This window comes from Thalassospiraceae bacterium LMO-JJ14, from assembly GCA_021555105.2.
In the GTDB taxonomy this organism is placed as follows: Bacteria; Pseudomonadota; Alphaproteobacteria; order Rhodospirillales; family Casp-alpha2; genus UBA4479.
In genome coordinates this window covers 3,365,948-3,383,352 of record CP134604.1, presented here as the reverse complement: position 1 = coordinate 3,383,352, position 17,405 = coordinate 3,365,948, and the positions used below count along the sequence as shown (strand labels likewise).

The window sequence follows — 17,405 nt, the reverse complement described above, 5'->3', positions numbered from 1 at the left end:
TGAAAAAGCCGGCTGTGCGGATTGACGCATGGTCGGGTTCTGGCAAGCCGAATCTGGCAAAGTAAATGGAGACGAGAAGAGAGATGTTTGGATTATTCAAGAGTCAAAAAAGTTTCCGGGGCGCTGGTGTGGCTGCGTTATGCGTTGCAAGTGCCCTGACGTTTGGTGCGGTATCCGATGCGGTTGCCGCGGAACGCCTGCGTATCGCCGGGAATTTCCCGCTGGAGCATACGGCAACTGGCGCGATGAAGATTTTCAAGGAAGAGCTTGAGAAATCGACAAAGGGTGAAGTGGTCGCTGACTTGTTCCCGGCCATGCAATTGGGCGGTGCTCAGGAAAACGTCGACCAGGTGCGTTCAGGCACGATTTTCGCCGTGTTCACGAGTATCGCGTACTTCACGCGCAGTGTCCCCGAACTGGATGCGGTCAACCTGCCGTTTCTGTTCTCGTCGCGTGATGTGGCCTTCAAGGTGATGGATGGCCCCGTTGGCCGGACGTTCGATGCAAAGCTTGGCGAAAAAGGTTTCGAGAACCTGGGGTACATGGAGCTCGGGTTCCGGCACGTCACCAACAATGTTCGTGCGCTGAAAACCATCGACGATTTCGCCGGTCTTAAAATCCGCCTCCAACCGAGCGAGACGCATATCGCGTCATTCCGTGCCGTGGGCGCCAATCCGACCGCGATGGACATCAAGGAAGTGTATTCTGCGCTGCAGCAGGGCGTGCTGGATGGTCAGGAAAACCCATACAACATCATTGCAACGCGCCGTTTTGACGAAGTGCAGAAACATCTGTCCGACAGCGGCCACTTCTTCGACTTTATCAACGTTGTCGCAAACAAGAAGAAGTTCGACAAGCTGAAGCCGGAATGGCAGACGGCTATTCGCGATGCCATGGCGAAAGCTGTTGCCTGGCAACGGAAAACCGCGGCCGATCAGGATCTCCAGCGGCGCGATGAGTTGGTCAAGCGCGGCATGACGTTCACCCCGATTTCTCTGGATACCCGTAAGGCGCTGCGTGAAGCGACGAAGGATATCGTGAACCAGGTTCGCGATCGCGTCGGCGGCAGCATCGTGGACGATGTTCTGAAGGCGGTTAAGGCTGCTGAAGCCGGTTGACGGTAACTGCCTCGGAAGTAGGGGGTGGTCTTCGGGCCGCCCCCGTCCCCGAAACGGAGAATAATAAAAAATGTTTCGTAGCATTCTTGAGCGGATAGACCAGGTCTCTCATTGGGCAATCGTGTTCGTCATGGGAGCGATGGCGTCGATCGTCTCGATGCAGGTCGTGTTCCGGTATGTATTCAACTACTCGATCGATTCCGCAGACGAATTGTCGCGATTGTTTTTTGTCTGGTCGATCTTCCTGGCGATCCCACACGGCGTGCGTTTCGGCATCCATGTCGGTATCGACCTGTTCGTCCGCAATCTTGCCGAATCGATAAAGGACAACCTCGCTCGTGCACTCAATCTGGTTTCAGCGGTGCTTATGGGGTTCGTCTTTGTCATCGGATGGCAAGCGACCATGGACAAATGGCCCGAATTGATGCCGACGCTGCCGATTTCAGCAGGCCTTTACTATGCAGCAGTGGTGATCTGTGCCGGTCACTCCTTCCTGCATCTTTTTTACCTCGTTATTCATGGGCATCGCGCCTGGGAAGAAACGAATGATACCGATGACATGGTGACACAATGACCGCTGTCGTACTTATTCTGTTCTGTGCGTTTGCGTCTGTCGGAATGCCGCTCGCATTCGCTCTAGGCATGGCTTCGCTCGGCGCCCTCTGGTACGAGGGCATCGAACTGACGGTCCTTGCCCAGCGCATGATGCATGCCGTTGACAGTTTTCCACTGATGGCGATCCCGCTCTTCATGCTGGCGGGCGAGGTGATGTTGAAGGCCGGAATTATTCACCGTCTGATTGATTTCGCGAATGCGCTGGTCGGCCGCGTTCATGGGGGCCTTGCGCATGTGACTATTCTGTCAGGCATGTTCCTGGCATCGGTCAGCGGCGCCGCCGTCGCCAGTGCCAGCGCGCTCGGCAATACGCTGGTGCCAGCACTGCGCAAGCATTATGACGATGATTATTCAAGCGCGGTCGTTGCTTCCGCGGCGAACCTCGGCCCGGTCATTCCGCCGAGCAACGCTATGATCGTTTATGCCCTTATGGCAGGGTCTAGCGTGTCAGTCGGCGGACTGTTCATGTCGGGAATTATCCCGGGGATCATCCTGACCATCGGTTTCATGGTGATAGCCTCCATCGTTTCGAAACGCCGGGGCTACGAACATACGGGCAAGTCGTTCAGTATCCACGAAGTTCTAAGACAGGGCAGAAAGGCTTTCATCATTATCGTTATGCCGATTCTTGTCGTCGGCGGTATCGTTGTCGGAATCTTTACAGCTACCGAAGGCGCCGCCATCGCCGTCGCCTATTCGGTGCTCGTCGGGTTCTTTGTTACCCGTACCCTCACGGTCGCCGATCTACCTGGGTGCCTGTTCCGCGGTGCCGTCACGGCATCGATGGTTGGTGCTCTGATCGCTTTTGCTTCGGCCGTAACGTTCATTTTCACAATCGACCTCGTGCCACAACAGCTTTCGGACCTTTTGCAGGCCATTACCTCCGATCCGTTGACCTATATTCTGCTGGTAATGGTGCTGTTGATCGTGGTGGGCATGCTCGTTGAATCGAACGCCGCTTACATCATGCTGGTGCCGTTGTTTGCGCCGGTAGCGCTGAGCTTCGGTATCGATCCCCTCTACTTCGGCTTCCTGTTTATGTACAACCTCGTTATCGGCATGATGACGCCGCCGGTGGGCGTGTTGCTGTTCGTTATGTGCGGGATCACAAAAATCCCGATGACGTCCCTGATTCATGCGGTTTGGCCATATGTGATATGGCAGTTCGTCGTTCTGGCGTTGTGCATGATCTTCCCGGATCTTGTCCTGGCGCTGCCGAAGTATCTGGGTTTTTGACGGATTTATAAGCCGAAAAGGCGAAATATAAGAGAGGAACACGAACGTTATGAATAGAAAACTTCTGGGGATGCTGACGCCGTCGTCGAATACGGTGCTGGAACCAATGTCATCGGCAATTGTCGCCAATTGTCCGGATATCACGGTGCATTTCGGCCGGTTCAAGGTCACTGAAATTACAGCGAAGAAAGAAGCGCTTCAGCAGTTCGAAAACGGCCCCATGATTGCCGCTGCCGAACTTCTCGCGGACGCCAAGGTACAGTCGATTTGCTGGAACGGCACGTCTGCGGGCTGGCTCGGCTTGGATGCCGATTTCAGGCTCTGTCAGGAGATCTATGCGCAGACCGGAATTCCGGCGACGACATCAGTTCTGGCTATGGCCGATGCATTCCGCGCGCAGGGTGCAGAGAAGATCGGCCTTGTAACGCCGTATTTGGACGAAATTCAGGAGAAGGTGGTCTCGACTTTCGCGTCGGAGGGATTCGAATGTATTTCCGAGCGTCACCTGAACGACCCGGGCAACTTTTCGTTCTCCGAGTTTTCCGAAGAAACCATCGCCGAAATGGTACGTGAAGTTGCCAAGGACAAACCGCAGGCAATCACCATTTTCTGCACGAATCTGCGTGGAGCAAGGATCGTTAGCGAGTTGGAATCCGAAATCGGTATTCCGATATTCGACACAGTTTCACTCGCGATCTGGAGTGGGTTGCGCCTGATTGGCGAGCCGACCAGTCGCATCAAGGGATGGGGCCGATTGTTTGAACTCGATTTGGTTGCCGAAGGTGAACGCAAATCGGTCGTCCGCTGATCGCCGGGGAGGGATTTAAGCCGATGCAGGAATTCGACGTCGTCATTCGCAACGGAACCGTGGCCACAGCCGGGGACACCATGTCATGCGACATAGGTATCCGCGACGGGAAAATACGCGCGCTTGGTGCCGGCTTGTCGCCAGGTGCCGACGAGATCGACGCAACCGGCTTGATCGTGACGCCGGGCGGTGTGGATGCACATTGTCATCTCGATCAGCCGATGAGTGATGGCTCCGAGATGGCCGACGATTTCGAGAGCGGTACATTATCAGCCGCCTTCGGTGGAACGACGACGGTCATACCTTTTGCGTGCCAGATGAAGGGGCAGACGCTGCGCGCTGCGGTGACCGACTATCATGAACGCGCCGGCAACATGGCCTATATCGATTACGCGTTTCACCTGATTGTATCGGATGTCAACGAAAGCGTGCTGGGCCAGGAACTGCCGGCGTTGATCGACGACGGCTACACGTCTTTCAAGATCTACATGACGTATGACGATATGAAACTCGACGACAAGGACATCCTAGACGTCCTCGCCGTTGCAAAACGCGAAGGCGGCATGACCATGATTCATGCCGAAAATTCGGACTGCATCAAATGGCTGACCGAGCAACTGATAGCCGCCGGACATACGAGCCCGAAATACCATGCAGCATCTCGCCCTGCATTGGTTGAGCGAGAAGCCACACACCGCGCGGTAACGCTTGCCGAGATTGTCGATGTGCCGGCATTGATCGTACACGTTTCCGGTGAAGACGCGATCCGTCAAATCCGAGAAGGTCAGGCACGCGGCGCACGTATATATGGAGAAACATGTCCGCAGTATCTTTTCCTCACTGCGGAGGATCTAGACTGCGACGGGTTCGAGGGCGCCAAGTACATCTGCTCGCCGCCACCACGCGACAAGTCGAACCAGGAAGCGGTTTGGACCGCACTGCAAAGTGGCGTGTTCCAGGTGTTTTCGTCGGACCATGCGCCGTTCAAGTTCGACTCGGCAAAGGGGAAGAAACTGAATGGTGACCACGCCTGCTTCAACCACGTGCCGAACGGCATTCCCGGTTTGGAAACGCGCATGCCTTTGCTTTTCTCGGAAGGTGTGATGAAGGGCCGGATCGACCTGCAGCGTTTCGTCCAACTCACGGCCACAGGGCCTGCAAAAATTTACGGTTTGTACCCGCGGAAAGGCACGATTGCAGTCGGTGCGGATGCCGACATTGTTTGTTGGGATCCGCGCCGAACGGTCGAACTTACGAATACGCTTCTGCATCATAACGTTGATTATACGCCCTATGCGGGTCGTACGCTCACTGGCTGGCCGGTGTTGACCATGTCGAGGGGAGACGTGGTGTGCCGTGATGGTGATCTGGTCGCCGAGAAGGGGCGTGGCGCATTCCTGCGTTGCGAACGGCCCGAGCATGTCCGGGGAACGAACGTTGTTTAGGTTTCGCGCCAGAGGAAATGTTGATGTCCGCTAATACGAGAACCAGAGTAAATGCTGATATATGGGTCGCACTTACAGCGCTCGCAGCTGGCGCGTTCGTGTTGTTTTCCATACCGGCTCAGGTCCCGGGTGAAACCATCCTTGCTGTTACCGATATGGGGTCGAGTGCTTTTTTCCCCGCCCTTGCCGGTATCTTCATGTTCATCTGCGGAGGGGGGCTTTTTTTCACTGCGACGGCCGGGCAGGGAGTCTTCATGACAACTGCAGTCGAGCCGGACGATGAGCCGGTAAGTCTTACCCGGACGGCAACGGTGTTCGTACTGTTCGTCGTGTACCTGTTGGCACTCGATACCGTCGGCATGATGGTTTCCTCGATCATCCTGATCGCCGTGATGGCGTTCATTCTGCAATACGAAAACAAGAAACACATTCTGATAAGTGCGGTGGTTTTTCCGGCGCTCGTCTACGTCCTATTCGAGCATCTGCTGAAGATCCTTCTGCCGCACGGAGTACTGTTCTGAGATGTTTGATTTATTACTTCAGGGCGTTGAACTTGTTGCCAATCCGGTCAGTATTGGCGCCGCACTGGCTGGCCTGGCAGCCGGTATTATAGTCGGTGGATTACCCGGGCTCACGGCGACGATGGCGGTCGCTGTTCTGGTGCCATTCACGTTCCTTATGGATGCTACGATCGGCATTCCGTTCCTGCTCGGCGTTTACAAGGGCGCAATTTACGGTGGCTCGATCCCGGCGATCATGATCAATACGCCAGGCACTGCCGCCGCTGCGGCGACGGCGATCGACGGCCATATTCTGGCAAAGCGCGGCGAGGCGCGGCGTGCGCTTGAGATGAGCCTCTATGCATCCGTCATTGGCGACATGTTGGCGACGCTTGTTCTGATCTTCGTCGCCGCGCCGTTGGCGACGGTGGCGCTGAAATTCAGCTCGCCAGAATTCACGATGTTGTTCCTGTTCTCGCTGACCATGGTGGCGGCCGTTAGTGGCGACAGCCTTATCAAGGGGCTGATCGCGACGGCTCTCGGTATTGGTCTTGCGATAGTTGGTCTCGATCCGATGTCGGGTTCGATGCGCTTCACGTTTGGAAGTACGGATTTGATGGGTGGCGTGTCGCTCGTGCCGCTGTTGATCGGCATGTTCGCACTCAGCGAGGTACTGTTGCAGGCGGAGAAGGGCGTTAGAAAGCTCGATGTCGCCGGTTTGCAGGAGAATCAAAAGGGCGTGTCGTGGCAGGATATAAAATCGTCCTTGGTAACTATTTTCAGATCTTCAGGCGTTGGTATTGCGCTTGGTGCTCTGCCTGGACTCGGTGCCGAGATTTCGTGTTGGATCTCTTACGGACTTGCAAAGAAACGGTCTAAGAAACCGGAAGAATTCGGAAAGGGCTCGATAGAAGGCGTGGCAGCCGCTGAAGCAGGCAACAACGCCGTTTGCCCGGCTGCGCTTATTCCGATGCTGGTTTTCGGCATTCCCGGGGACACCATTACTGCAGTTCTTCTGGGAGCTTTCATGGCCCAGGGTCTCTTGCCCGGTCCCCTACTGTTCCAGAAGCACGGCGATGTGCTTTATGGCCTTTTTGCGTTGCTGGTTTTCACGAACGTGTTGCTCGTCTTCTTCGGGTATTTTGCGATCCGCTATCTACGCCGCATTGCGCTGATCCCGGGTGGGCTGATGTACCCGGTCGTTACCGTGATGTGTTTTGCAGGCGCGTTTGCGGTGAACTCCAGCTTCTTCGACCTTATTATCATGGTGGCCGGCGGTGGTGCCGGTTACCTGATGCGAAAAACCGGTGTGCCGATACCACCGCTCGTCATCGCGATGCTATTGGCACCCGGCCTTGAAAGCGCACTGCGCCAGTCGCTTGCGTTTTCCGACGGAAGTCTCGCGATTTTCGTCACCCGTCCGATCAGCGCCGGCATCTTTGCCTTGCTGTTCGGTGCAATCCTGCTCGCCGGCTTCAGCACAATGAGGAAACGAAAAATTAATTCGATGCCGAACCAATCGGCACAACAAACTGAATCAACAACCAATGGAGGTTAATAATGGGAAAGTTTAAAAGTCTTATCTTGGGGGCAGTACTTGCAGGTGTTGCAGCAGCGCCCGTGATCGCGGGGGAGTTCCCCGATAAACCCATTCGTTTTGTGACACCGTATCCACCGGGCGGATCGCATTCTCTGCATGCCGGCATCATCACCACGGTTGCAGAGCCTTACTTCAAGCAGCCGATGATCTCTGTCATTCGTGCCGGCGGCGGCGGTGCAGTGGCTGCCGCGCAGATCGCGCAGGGTGATACGGACGGATACACCATTCTGTTCGGCGATCCGACGATCAATTCGTTGCGTCCTCAAGTCGAGGACCTGCCTTACAAAGTGGATGATTTCGTGCCGGTGGCGCGTATTAACTATTCCCCGGCGGTATTCATCGCCGCCAAGGATGCGCCGTTTGACGATCTGAAAGGGATGGTCGACTACGCGAAGAAGAACCCGGACAAACTGGTTTACAGCTCGGACAACGTGAACGGGTTCACTTACGTTGCGTTTGAGATGCTGAAGCTCAAGAGCGGCGCCAAGATGAAAGGTATTACTTTCGGCGGCGGCGGTCCGGCCATTGCGCAGCTTCTGGGCGGCAACACCATGGCCTACGCGGGGGCGCCGAGTGTCGTTGGCGAGCACATCAAGGGCGGCAAGGTCAAAGCCATCTGTGCAACCGATCTTGAGCGTTGGGAAACGCTGCCTGACGTGCCGACCTGTAAGGAAGCTGGATATGACGTTGTCTGGCACTTCTGGCGCGGGGCCTTGGTCAAGAAAGGCGTCTCAGAGGACAAGATCAAGATCCTCAGCGATGGTTTTGCCAAGCTGGTTGAAGACAAAGGTTTCCAGCGCTTGATCGGCAAGATCAACTCGCGAATCGGTTTTCTGGGCTATAAAGAGTTCGGTGAGCTTCTGGCGCGTGAACAGAAAGAGCTCAAGGAACTTTACGCAAAAATTGAAAAGTAACTCCCAAAGCTAGCAAACTGATGGGCGGGGGGAGTTGTTCCCTCCGCCCTTTTCTTTATTGAAGCGAACCAGAGGACGGATTTTCGTGATGGCTCACTTTACTTTAACCGGTTGCCGACTGCTTGAATTCGATGCCGGTGCGCAGCAAGCCGCAACATTCGATATCGAGGTTGCCGACGGCTTTATTGCGGATGTTCGGCCTGCTGACACGCGCGCGCCCGGCGGCGATGTGATTGACGCGCGGAACTGTCTGGTCACGCCGGGGCTGATCAACGGACATCATCATTCTCACGAACATTTTCACAAGGGCCGGTACGACAATCTTCCACTTGAACTGTGGATGAATTATATGCGTCCGCCCGAGCCGCTGCCACTTACGGCCAGGGATGTATATCTACGGACGATGGTAGGCGCGATCGAGGCTATCAGAAGCGGCACCACCACCCTGATGGACGATCTTAATGTGAGTCCTATCCTGCGCCCAGATCATGTCGAAGCGGTGTTCCAGGCGTACGAAGATATCGGTATTCGTTCCCTCGTCGGGATCAGCCTGTTTGACAAGCCGTTTTATCGTGCCATGCCGTTCGTCGATGAAGAAATTTCGGGCGAATTGCAGGCCAAACTGGCGGCAGGAAAATCAACGCCGCCTTCGGAGGTTCTGGCATTTGCTCGAGAACTTGCCACAAGGCGTCATCCGCGTGAAAACCGGGTCGGATACATCGTAGCGCCGTCGGCACCGCAACGATGCAGTGATGAATTTCTTTTACAGACGCGAGCGCTGGCCGACGAGTTCGACCTTCCGGCGATGATCCATGTACATGAGACACGTCTGCAGGCGGTAACAGCACAGGAATTCTACGGGAAAACCATGATTGCGCACCTTTCGGACCTCGGATTCCTGAACGCGAACACCAGTCTGATCCATGCCGTATGGTTGACGCCCGACGACATCGGGTTGTTGGCGAACGCCGGGGCGAGCGTACAGCACAACCCGACCAGTAATTTGAAACTGGGCTCGGGCGTGGCGCCGGTGCGTGCATTGTTGGATGCCGGCGTGAACGTCAGTTTGGGGACCGACGGCTGTGGATCAACGGAAACGCTGAACATGCTGCGGACCGTGAATATGGCCGCACTCGTCAACAAATTGCGGGCTGAGGATCGTGCCAGATGGGTGGGCGCACGTGAAGCGTGGCAAGCCGGAACGACAGGTGGCGCAAAGGCCATCGGTCAGGCGGGTCGACTGGGCTGCATTGCGAAAGGCTACTCGGCCGATCTTGCGGTTTATGACCTGAACTCGATTGCGTTTACGCCATTAAACAATGCTCTGCATCAGCTGGTATTCGCTGCAGATTGTTCCGCGGTAAGGGATATATATGTCGCTGGTGAGGCGGTCTTGCGTGACGGAAAGTTCACGCAAATCGACGAGGCGTCGTTAATCGCCGAGATTGCCGACCGGCATGGCACATTGTCGCCACTGATCGCAGAGTCCGAAAACAAGGTCGATGAAATCCGCGCCGCATATGAGCGAATCTGCGCGCGTTGCGATGCTTTGCCCGTCCCTGAACAAACGTTGCCCGCGAAGATCGGCTAAATACGCCTTTGTCTCGCAAACGCAACAGCGGGTTTGCCCGGAAGAGAGGTTTTCCATATCGTGAACAGACTTTCTAAAACCGATTTCGGAGGGAGACTCAAGGTGGCCACAGCACGAGCAGCGCGCCGCGGCGCAGGCGCAAAGAAGGCGACGGCGGCATCGACGGGACAGGTCCAGTCGTTGACACGGGCGCTGGGCCTGATGAATGCCATTTCCGAGAGTGACGACGGCGCCACGCTGACGGAGCTTTCTCAGCAGGTTGGTCTGGCTGCGTCGACTGCGCACCGGTTGCTGTCGACCCTTGAACTCCAGCGATATGTCCGTTTCGACCAAGAGCAGTCTCGATGGTTTATCGGTGTACAGGCCTTTGCCATCGGCCACGCGTTCGTACGGACGCGTAATCTGGTGCAGTTCGCGCGTCCTGTTATGCGTCAGTTGATGGAAGAAAGCGGTGAAACGGTCAATCTGGCAGTGGAAGACGGCGGTGAAGTTATCTTCCTTTGCCAGATCGAATGTCGGCAGGTTATGCGGGCTTTGGTCCCCGAAGGGGCGCGGGCGGCTATGCATTGCTCAGGGGTTGGTAAGGCGTTGCTGGCTTATATGAGCGATCCACGGTTAACGAAGATTCTTGAAAAGCGCGGGCTTCATGCGTTGACGGCAAAAACCATCATTAAGCCCAAGACGCTGCGGGAAGAACTGAAAATCATTCGCGAGAACGGCTATGCAGTTGACGATGAAGAGCACGCCGTTGGATTGCGTTGCGTCGCGGCGCCAATTTTCGACGAGCACGATACAGCTGTTGCTGCAATTTCAGTATCCGGTCCGGCCGCACGCGTAGTGACCGATCGAATCCCCGTGCTGGGCGAGTTGGTGCGTCGTGCCGCCTCGGCGATTTCGCATGAGCTCGGCTGTGGCGTGCGCGTGTGACGTTGGCTTAAAACATGAGTGCTATTGTGTCCCCAGATGCCTGTTGGGATTATGAGTTATGATTTTAAGTCAATAATGTAAAAACTAATAACATGTTGAATAATAAGAAAATTAATAGATCATCTCACGATACGGAATTAGTTTTAAAATAATAGACTCAATGCTCCGACTGTGAAATGTTGTCATCGTTCAACGACAGCAGATGACGGAGTGTGTGATGGCGAAGATGACGGCAGCGGAGGCAGTGGTCCGGGTTCTTGAACACGAAGGCGTAAGGTGCGCGTTCGGGATTCCGGGAGCCGCAATCAACCCGCTTTACGCGGCGCTCCGCCATCGCGAGAGCATCGATCATATTCTTGGCCGCCATATGGAAGGCGTGTCACATATGGCGGAAGGTTATACCCGGGCGAACCCGGGCAATATCGGTGTTGCCATCGGTACGTCGGGGCCGGCGGGCACGGACATGATCACCGGGCTTTACTCGGCCTCAGCGGATTCGATCCCAATTCTTTGCATTACCGGACAGGCGCCGCGCGCCCGTATCCACAAGGAAGATTTTCAGGCCGTCGACATAGCTTCGATCGCTGCACCCGTCACCAAAATGGCCGTTACGGTACAGGAGCCGGCTCAGGTGCCCTGGACATTGCAAAAGGCTTTCCACCTGATGCGGTCATCCCGGCCCGGCCCGGTTCTGATAGATCTTCCCTTGGATGTGCAGATGGCGGAGATCGAATTCGATCCGGATACTTACCAGCCACTCAATCCATACAAGCCCGAGGCATCTTCTGCCCAGATATCTCGGGTCATGGATATGCTGTCCAAGGCGAAACGCCCATTGATCGTCGCTGGTGGCGGTATCATCAATGCAAATGCGGCGACGACTTTGGTTGAGTTCGCCGAGCTTGCGGGTGTCCCGGTTGTGCCGACGCTCATGGGCTGGGGTGCGATCCCCGACGATCATCCGTTGATGGCGGGTATGGTCGGACTCCAGACCGCACACCGCTATGGCAATGCGACATTTCTCGAATCCGATTTCGTGCTCGGAATTGGCAACCGGTGGGCCAATCGGCACACCGGCAGTATCGATGTCTACACGAAGGGCCGGACTTTCGTTCATATTGACATTGAACCAACTCAGATCGGCCGTGTGTTCATGCCTGATTACGGGGTGGTGTCAGATGCCGGAGTGGCGTTGAGAATGCTGCGTGCATGTGCATCGGATCGAAAGGCCGAGAGCCGCCTTCCGGACTGGCGCGCATGGGCAGCTAGCTGTGCCGAACGCAAGCGCACGATGCTTCGCCGTACCGATTTCGATAATCAACCGATCAAGCCGCAGCGCGTCTATCAGGAAATGAATGACGTGTTCGGTAAGGATGTTTGCTACGTCAGCACGATCGGCCTTTCCCAGATCGCCGGGGCGCAGATGTTGCACGTCTATCATCCCCGCCATTGGATCAACTGCGGACAGGCCGGCCCGCTGGGCTGGACCGTGCCGGCGGCAATCGGTGTGGCCGCCGCAGACCCGGCCCGGAAAATCGTCGCCCTGAGTGGTGATTTCGATTTCCAGTTCATGATCGAAGAGTTGGCGGTCGCCGCACAATTCAACCTGCCTTACATCCATGTCCTGGTGAACAATGCGTACCTGGGTCTTATCCGGCAGGCACAGCGTGGATTCCAGATGGACTATCAGGTCCAGCTTTCATTCGACAACATCAATGCACATGATGCTCAGGGATACGGTGTCGATCACGTGGCTGTAGTCGAGGGGCTCGGCTGCAAAGCGATAAGGGTAAAGGATCCAAACGATCTGAACGCGGCGCTGAGGGAGGCCGAGCGTCTGCGCGACCTGCACAAGGTACCCATTGTCGTCGAAGTGATCCTGGAGCGAGTTACCAATATCGCGATGGGAACCGAGATCAACGACATCACCGAATTTGAAGACATCGTCGATCTTCCGAGCGTGCCGCGCGAGACGGTGACTGCTTAACACACGTACAAAAGCACTATGATACAGGAGAGACCAATGCCTAGATTCGCGGCAAACCTTTCAATGTTATTCGGGGAACTTGATTTTCTGGACCGCTTCGAGGCCGCCTCGGAAGCCGGGTTCAGGGGCGTGGAGTATCTTTTTCCGTATGCCTACGACCCAGACGTTCTGGCCAGTCGTCTACAGGCGTTCGGCCTGCAGCAGGTGCTGCATAATCTGCCGGCTGGCGACTGGGACGCCGGCGAAAGAGGCATCGCCTGTCATCCTGGCCGGGTCGAGGAATTTCACCAAGGCGTTCACGAAGCGATCAGGTATGCAACGGCACTGGGTTGCACGCAACTGAACTGCCTTGCCGGGGTGCTGCCGGAAGACGCGGACCCCGACGTCGCACACGCGACTTTTGTCTCGAATCTGAAGTATGCGGCCATGAAGTTGAAGGAAGCCGGCATCTGCCTGCTGATCGAGCCGATCAATACCAGGGACATTCCGGGGTTCTTTCTCAACGCCACGAGTCAGGCGCGCGCGTACCTTGATGAAGTCGGGGCGGACAATCTGTTCATCCAGTACGACATCTACCACATGCAAATCATGGAAGGGGATTTGGCGCCGACCATTCGCGACAACCTCGACGTGATCAAGCATATCCAGCTCGCAGATACACCGGGCCGGCACGAGCCGGGGACGGGCGAGATTAACTACGGCTTCCTGTTCAACTATATCGACGAGCTGGGATACGACGGTTGGATCGGGTGTGAATACAAACCCGCCGGAGACACACGCGAGGGCCTCGGCTGGCTTGCCTCGGCAACAGCTGCCTGAACGGTACGCATTCCCACATTTAGAGAGAGGAAGATATGACCAAGATTGCATTCATTGGACTGGGGATCATGGGCGCCCCCATGGCGGCTCATTTGATTGACGCGGGCCATGAGCTTTACCTGCATAGCAAACCCGATGTGCCGGAAACGCTTGTCGCCAAAGGCGGTGTGACCGTGCCTAATGGTAAGGCCGCTGCGGAAGCGGCGGATGTCGTCATCATTATGGTCCCGGATACACCTCATGTGGCCGACGTTCTGTTCGGAGAAAATGGTGTTGCCGAGGGTCTTGGTGCGGGCAAGCTCGTCATCGACATGAGTTCGATCTCGCCGATCGAGACGAAGGCGTTTGCCAAACGGGTCAACGACCTCGGCTGCGATTACCTCGATGCGCCGGTCTCGGGTGGCGAGGTGGGCGCCTTGGCCGGGACGCTGACGATCATGGTGGGCGGTCCGGAGAAGGCCTTCGAAAAGGCCAAGCCATTGTTCGATACCATGGGCAAAAACATTACCCTAGTCGGCGGCAACGGCGATGGACAAACATGCAAGGTCGCGAACCAGATTATCGTTGCTTTGAATATCGAGGCCGTCGGTGAAGCGCTGTTGTTCGCGTCAAAGGCAGGCGCCGACCCCGCGCGTGTTCGCGAGGCGCTTATGGGTGGTTTCGCATCTTCAAAGATTCTCGAGATCCACGGGGAGCGTATGGTTAATCGGACATTCGATCCCGGCTTTCGGATCGAGTTGCACCAGAAGGATCTGAACCTCGCGCTGCAGGGTGCGAAGGCCCTCGGTCTCAGTCTACCCAACACGGCGACGGCACAGGAACTGTTCAACGCTTGTGCGGCTAATGGTGGGGCTTCATGGGATCATTCAGGGATGGTTCGTGCCCTGGAGCTCATGGCAAATCACCCTATTGCAGGGCCGGCCCCCAAGGCGGACGCAGCAGAGTAATCTCCCAGGCCGATGTTCTCCCTGGCCTGTCGGTGTCCCGGTGCAGATCCCCCCGGGTCAAGCCGGGACACCGCTTTTTTTTGGAATCACATAATGCCTGAACCTAAGGATTTCCTACTCGATCTTTTCACCGCCGCTGTGCGTGCAGCGTCACCGTGGGAGAAACTGGCAACGTATTTACCTGAGCCGCCGAAAGGCCGCACAGTTGTCGTCGGCGCAGGCAAGGCTGCGGCAGCGATGGCTGCCGCCCTTGAGCAAAATTGGCCTGGCAAATTGGAAGGGCTTGTTATTACGCGCTACGCGCACGCCGTGCCATGCCGAGACATAAAGGTCGTCGAAGCCGGGCACCCGGTGCCGGACGATGCAGCCTTCTTGGCGACGCAACAGATCCTTGAAAGTGTCGACGAGCTCGGCGCCGATGATTTGGTAATTGCTCTTATCTCCGGTGGCGGCTCGGCACTCATGACATGTCCGACACCGAGCATTACGCTTGAGCACAAACGTGCCGTTACACGTGCTTTGCTGAAATCCGGCGCGACAATCTCCGAAATGAACTGTGTAAGAAAACACCTTTCGTCGGTCAAGGGGGGGCGCCTTGCTACGCGGGCTTACCCGGCAAGAACAGTAACACTCGCTGTTTCCGATGTGCCCGGTGACGATCCGGCGGTAATCGCCTCTGGACCGACCGTTGCCGATCCAACGACTTGCGACGACGCACTGGAAATTCTGGATCGGTATGGGATCAATCCCGGCGAAGATGTAATTCGGTGTCTGCAGTCTGGCGACACAGAAACGCCTAAATCGGGAGCGCCTGAGCTTTCCCGTGCGACCACGAAGGTCATTGTAACGCCGCAGGAAGCGCTTGAGGCTGCTGCCAATGTCGCGGAAGCAGCCGGTGTGAACGCATATATCCTGAGTGACCGAATGGAAGGCGAAGCGCGCGACATTGCGTTGGCCCATGCCGCAATCGCCTCGCAGGTCGCGGAACGGTCTCAGCCTTTTCCCGTGCCGGCGGTAATCCTGAGCGGCGGCGAAACCACGGTGACTGTTCGCGGTGAGGGCCGCGGCGGTCGCAACGCGGAATTTCTGCTGGCCCTAGCCAATGCACTCGATGGCAGACCGGGCATATTTGCTCTCGCCTGCGATACGGATGGTATTGACGGCACCGAAGACAATGCCGGTGCCTGTATTGATCCCACGACGATTTCGCGCGCTCTTTCGAAAGGAATGTTTGCCCGGGCATTCCTGCAAGAAAATGACGGTTATAGCTTCTTCGACTCGCTTGGCGATCTTATCAAAACCGGGCCGACGTTGACGAATGTTAACGATTTTCGGGCGATTCTTGTCGATCCTAAGGATGCGCTCACCGCTGGAGTAGGACCGCGCTGATGCCGGGGTTCTGCCGCCGCACCAAAATTGTCGTGACTTTAGGTCCGTCATCTTCCTCACCGAATATGATCGAGAAGTTATTCGAGGCGGGTGCCGACGTGTTTCGGCTTAACTTCAGTCACGGTACTCATGCCGATCATGCCGCCCGCATCAAGGAAATCCGGACACTTGAAGAGAAAACCGGCAGGCTCACTTGCGTGCTGGCCGACCTGCAAGGACCCAAGTTCCGCATTGGTACGTTTGAAAATGGTCGAGTGATACTCAGCCCTGATCAAGAGTTTCGTTTCGACGCATCGGATAAGCCAGGGGACGGCTGCCGTGTGTACTTGCCGCATCCGGAAGTTCTCGATGCATTGCGGCCCGGTCATTTTATTTTGCTGGACGATGGTAAGATCCGTGTATGTGTCGAAGATGTGTCGAAAGGCGAAGTTATTGCCCGGGTCGTGAACGGCGGCACCCTCTCCGACAGGAAAGGGTTCAACATACCGGATACGAAAGTGGCCGTCTCTTCATTGACGCCCAAAGATGAGGAGGATTTGGCGTTTGCATTGTCACTGGGTGTTGACTGGGTCGCGCTATCATTCGTCCAGTCACCACAGGATGTGATCTATGCGCGTACGCTGATCGGCGACAAGGCAGGCTTGATGGTGAAGCTGGAGAAGCCGAGTGCCATTCGTGAACTCGACGAAATCATCGACACGGCTGATGCAGTCATGGTTGCACGAGGCGATCTTGGGGTGGAAATGCCGGCGGAGGAACTCCCCGCCATTCAGAAACGGATCGTCAGGGCGGCGCGACATGCAGGCAAGCCTGTTGTGATTGCGACGCAGATGCTGGAATCCATGATCAACACACCGGTGCCGACACGCGCGGAGACATCCGACGTTGCAAATGCCGTTTATGATGGTACGGATGCGGTGATGCTGTCGGCCGAGAGTGCTGCGGGACGTTATCCGCTGGAAGCCGTGCGAATGATGGCCAAAATCCTTGTCAGCGCAGAGAAGGATGTCGGCTGCATTGAGATGCCGCCGGTATTGTTGGCGGACAGGAAGTCGCGGCGTGCTGCCGTCGTCACCCGGGCGGCATGCCATGCGGCAACGGAAATGCAGGCTGCTTGTCTGGTGACGTTCACGACGTCCGGCTCCACCACGCTTTGCGCAACGCGGGAGCGCATGCCGCTCACCGTGTTGTCGTTATCACCGTCTTTGGAAACGGCACGCAGACTTGCCGTCTGCTATGGCGCGATGAGTGTCAATTGCCCCGATGCCAGCTCGTTCGACGACATGGTGGTGATAAGTTATGCGATGGCTGCTGAGGTCGGTGCAGCTGCGGCAGGTGACGAAGTCGTCATCATTGCCGGCGTCCCGTTTGGGACGCCCGGCGCAACGAACGTGATGCGGGTAATCGAGGTGCCGTCGAGCTGAATTGCGTACAAATAATTTTCCCGACGCATTGGTTCGATTTGAAGCCGGTGTCTACAAATGAGAGAATAAGCGTCTTAAACCAACC

At 56.2% G+C, this 17,405-nt stretch carries 15 protein-coding genes; all 15 read left to right on the top strand.

The window, feature by feature from the left end; genetic code table 11:
• Positions 1 to 128 precede the first annotated feature (128 nt).
• The 15 genes from L2D14_16005 to pyk all read left to right on the top strand — a co-directional run bounded on the left by L2D14_16005 (position 129) and on the right by pyk (position 17,320).
• Positions 129 to 1,118 carry a TRAP transporter substrate-binding protein gene (locus tag L2D14_16005; GenBank protein ID WNJ99362.1) on the top strand — a complete coding sequence of 330 codons (990 nt, stop codon included), beginning with the start codon at positions 129 to 131 and terminating at the stop codon, positions 1,116 to 1,118.
• A gap of 70 nt (positions 1,119 to 1,188) precedes the next feature.
• Positions 1,189 to 1,692, top strand: a complete 504-nt coding sequence (locus tag L2D14_16000) for a TRAP transporter small permease (protein WNJ99361.1) — start codon at positions 1,189 to 1,191, stop codon at positions 1,690 to 1,692.
• Entirely contained in the window at positions 1,689 to 2,969 is a 1,281-nt protein-coding gene (locus tag L2D14_15995; protein WNJ99360.1) for a TRAP transporter large permease, read from the top strand. The genes L2D14_16000 and L2D14_15995 overlap by 4 nt, the downstream gene beginning before the upstream one ends.
• A 49-nt stretch (positions 2,970 to 3,018) precedes the next feature.
• Complete coding sequence (locus tag L2D14_15990) at positions 3,019 to 3,777, top strand: aspartate/glutamate racemase family protein (GenBank protein WNJ99359.1); 759 nt, start codon at positions 3,019 to 3,021, stop codon at positions 3,775 to 3,777.
• 23 nt (positions 3,778 to 3,800) lie between these two features.
• Positions 3,801 to 5,222: a dihydropyrimidinase gene (hydA, locus tag L2D14_15985; protein WNJ99358.1), complete on the top strand. Its 1,422-nt coding sequence runs from the start codon at positions 3,801 to 3,803 to the stop codon at positions 5,220 to 5,222.
• A gap of 17 nt (positions 5,223 to 5,239) precedes the next feature.
• Positions 5,240 to 5,743, top strand: a complete 504-nt coding sequence (locus tag L2D14_15980; protein ID WNJ99357.1) for a tripartite tricarboxylate transporter TctB family protein — start codon at positions 5,240 to 5,242, stop codon at positions 5,741 to 5,743.
• A gap of 1 nt (position 5,744) precedes the next feature.
• A complete protein-coding gene (locus L2D14_15975) occupies positions 5,745 to 7,280 on the top strand; it encodes a tripartite tricarboxylate transporter permease (protein WNJ99356.1) in 1,536 nt (511 codons plus the stop codon).
• 2 nt (positions 7,281 to 7,282) lie between these two features.
• Positions 7,283 to 8,236 carry a tripartite tricarboxylate transporter substrate binding protein gene (locus L2D14_15970; GenBank protein ID WNJ99355.1) on the top strand — a complete coding sequence of 318 codons (954 nt, stop codon included), beginning with the start codon at positions 7,283 to 7,285 and terminating at the stop codon, positions 8,234 to 8,236.
• A gap of 34 nt (positions 8,237 to 8,270) precedes the next feature.
• On the top strand, positions 8,271 to 9,827 hold the full coding sequence (locus L2D14_15965; GenBank protein ID WNJ99354.1) for an amidohydrolase family protein: 1,557 nt from the start codon (positions 8,271 to 8,273) through the stop codon (positions 9,825 to 9,827).
• Between the two features lie 102 nt (positions 9,828 to 9,929).
• Positions 9,930 to 10,754: an IclR family transcriptional regulator C-terminal domain-containing protein gene (locus L2D14_15960; protein ID WNJ99353.1), complete on the top strand. Its 825-nt coding sequence runs from the start codon at positions 9,930 to 9,932 to the stop codon at positions 10,752 to 10,754.
• 217 nt (positions 10,755 to 10,971) lie between these two features.
• Positions 10,972 to 12,741 (top strand): glyoxylate carboligase, encoded by a 1,770-nt coding sequence (gcl, locus tag L2D14_15955; protein WNJ99352.1) that lies wholly within the window; start codon positions 10,972 to 10,974, stop codon positions 12,739 to 12,741.
• A 36-nt stretch (positions 12,742 to 12,777) separates the two neighbouring features.
• Positions 12,778 to 13,560, top strand: a complete 783-nt coding sequence (gene hyi / locus L2D14_15950) for a hydroxypyruvate isomerase (protein ID WNJ99351.1) — start codon at positions 12,778 to 12,780, stop codon at positions 13,558 to 13,560.
• 35 nt (positions 13,561 to 13,595) lie between these two features.
• Positions 13,596 to 14,507, top strand: a complete 912-nt coding sequence (gene glxR / locus L2D14_15945; GenBank protein WNJ99350.1) for a 2-hydroxy-3-oxopropionate reductase — start codon at positions 13,596 to 13,598, stop codon at positions 14,505 to 14,507.
• A 93-nt stretch (positions 14,508 to 14,600) separates the two neighbouring features.
• A complete protein-coding gene (locus tag L2D14_15940; protein ID WNJ99349.1) occupies positions 14,601 to 15,896 on the top strand; it encodes a glycerate kinase in 1,296 nt (431 codons plus the stop codon).
• The gene (pyk, locus tag L2D14_15935) at positions 15,896 to 17,320 is read left to right on the top strand and encodes a pyruvate kinase (protein WNJ99348.1); all 1,425 of its coding nucleotides are present in this window, start codon (positions 15,896 to 15,898) and stop codon (positions 17,318 to 17,320) included. Before L2D14_15940 ends, pyk begins: the two co-directional genes overlap by 1 nt.
• The last annotated feature ends 85 nt before the right edge of the window (positions 17,321 to 17,405 follow it).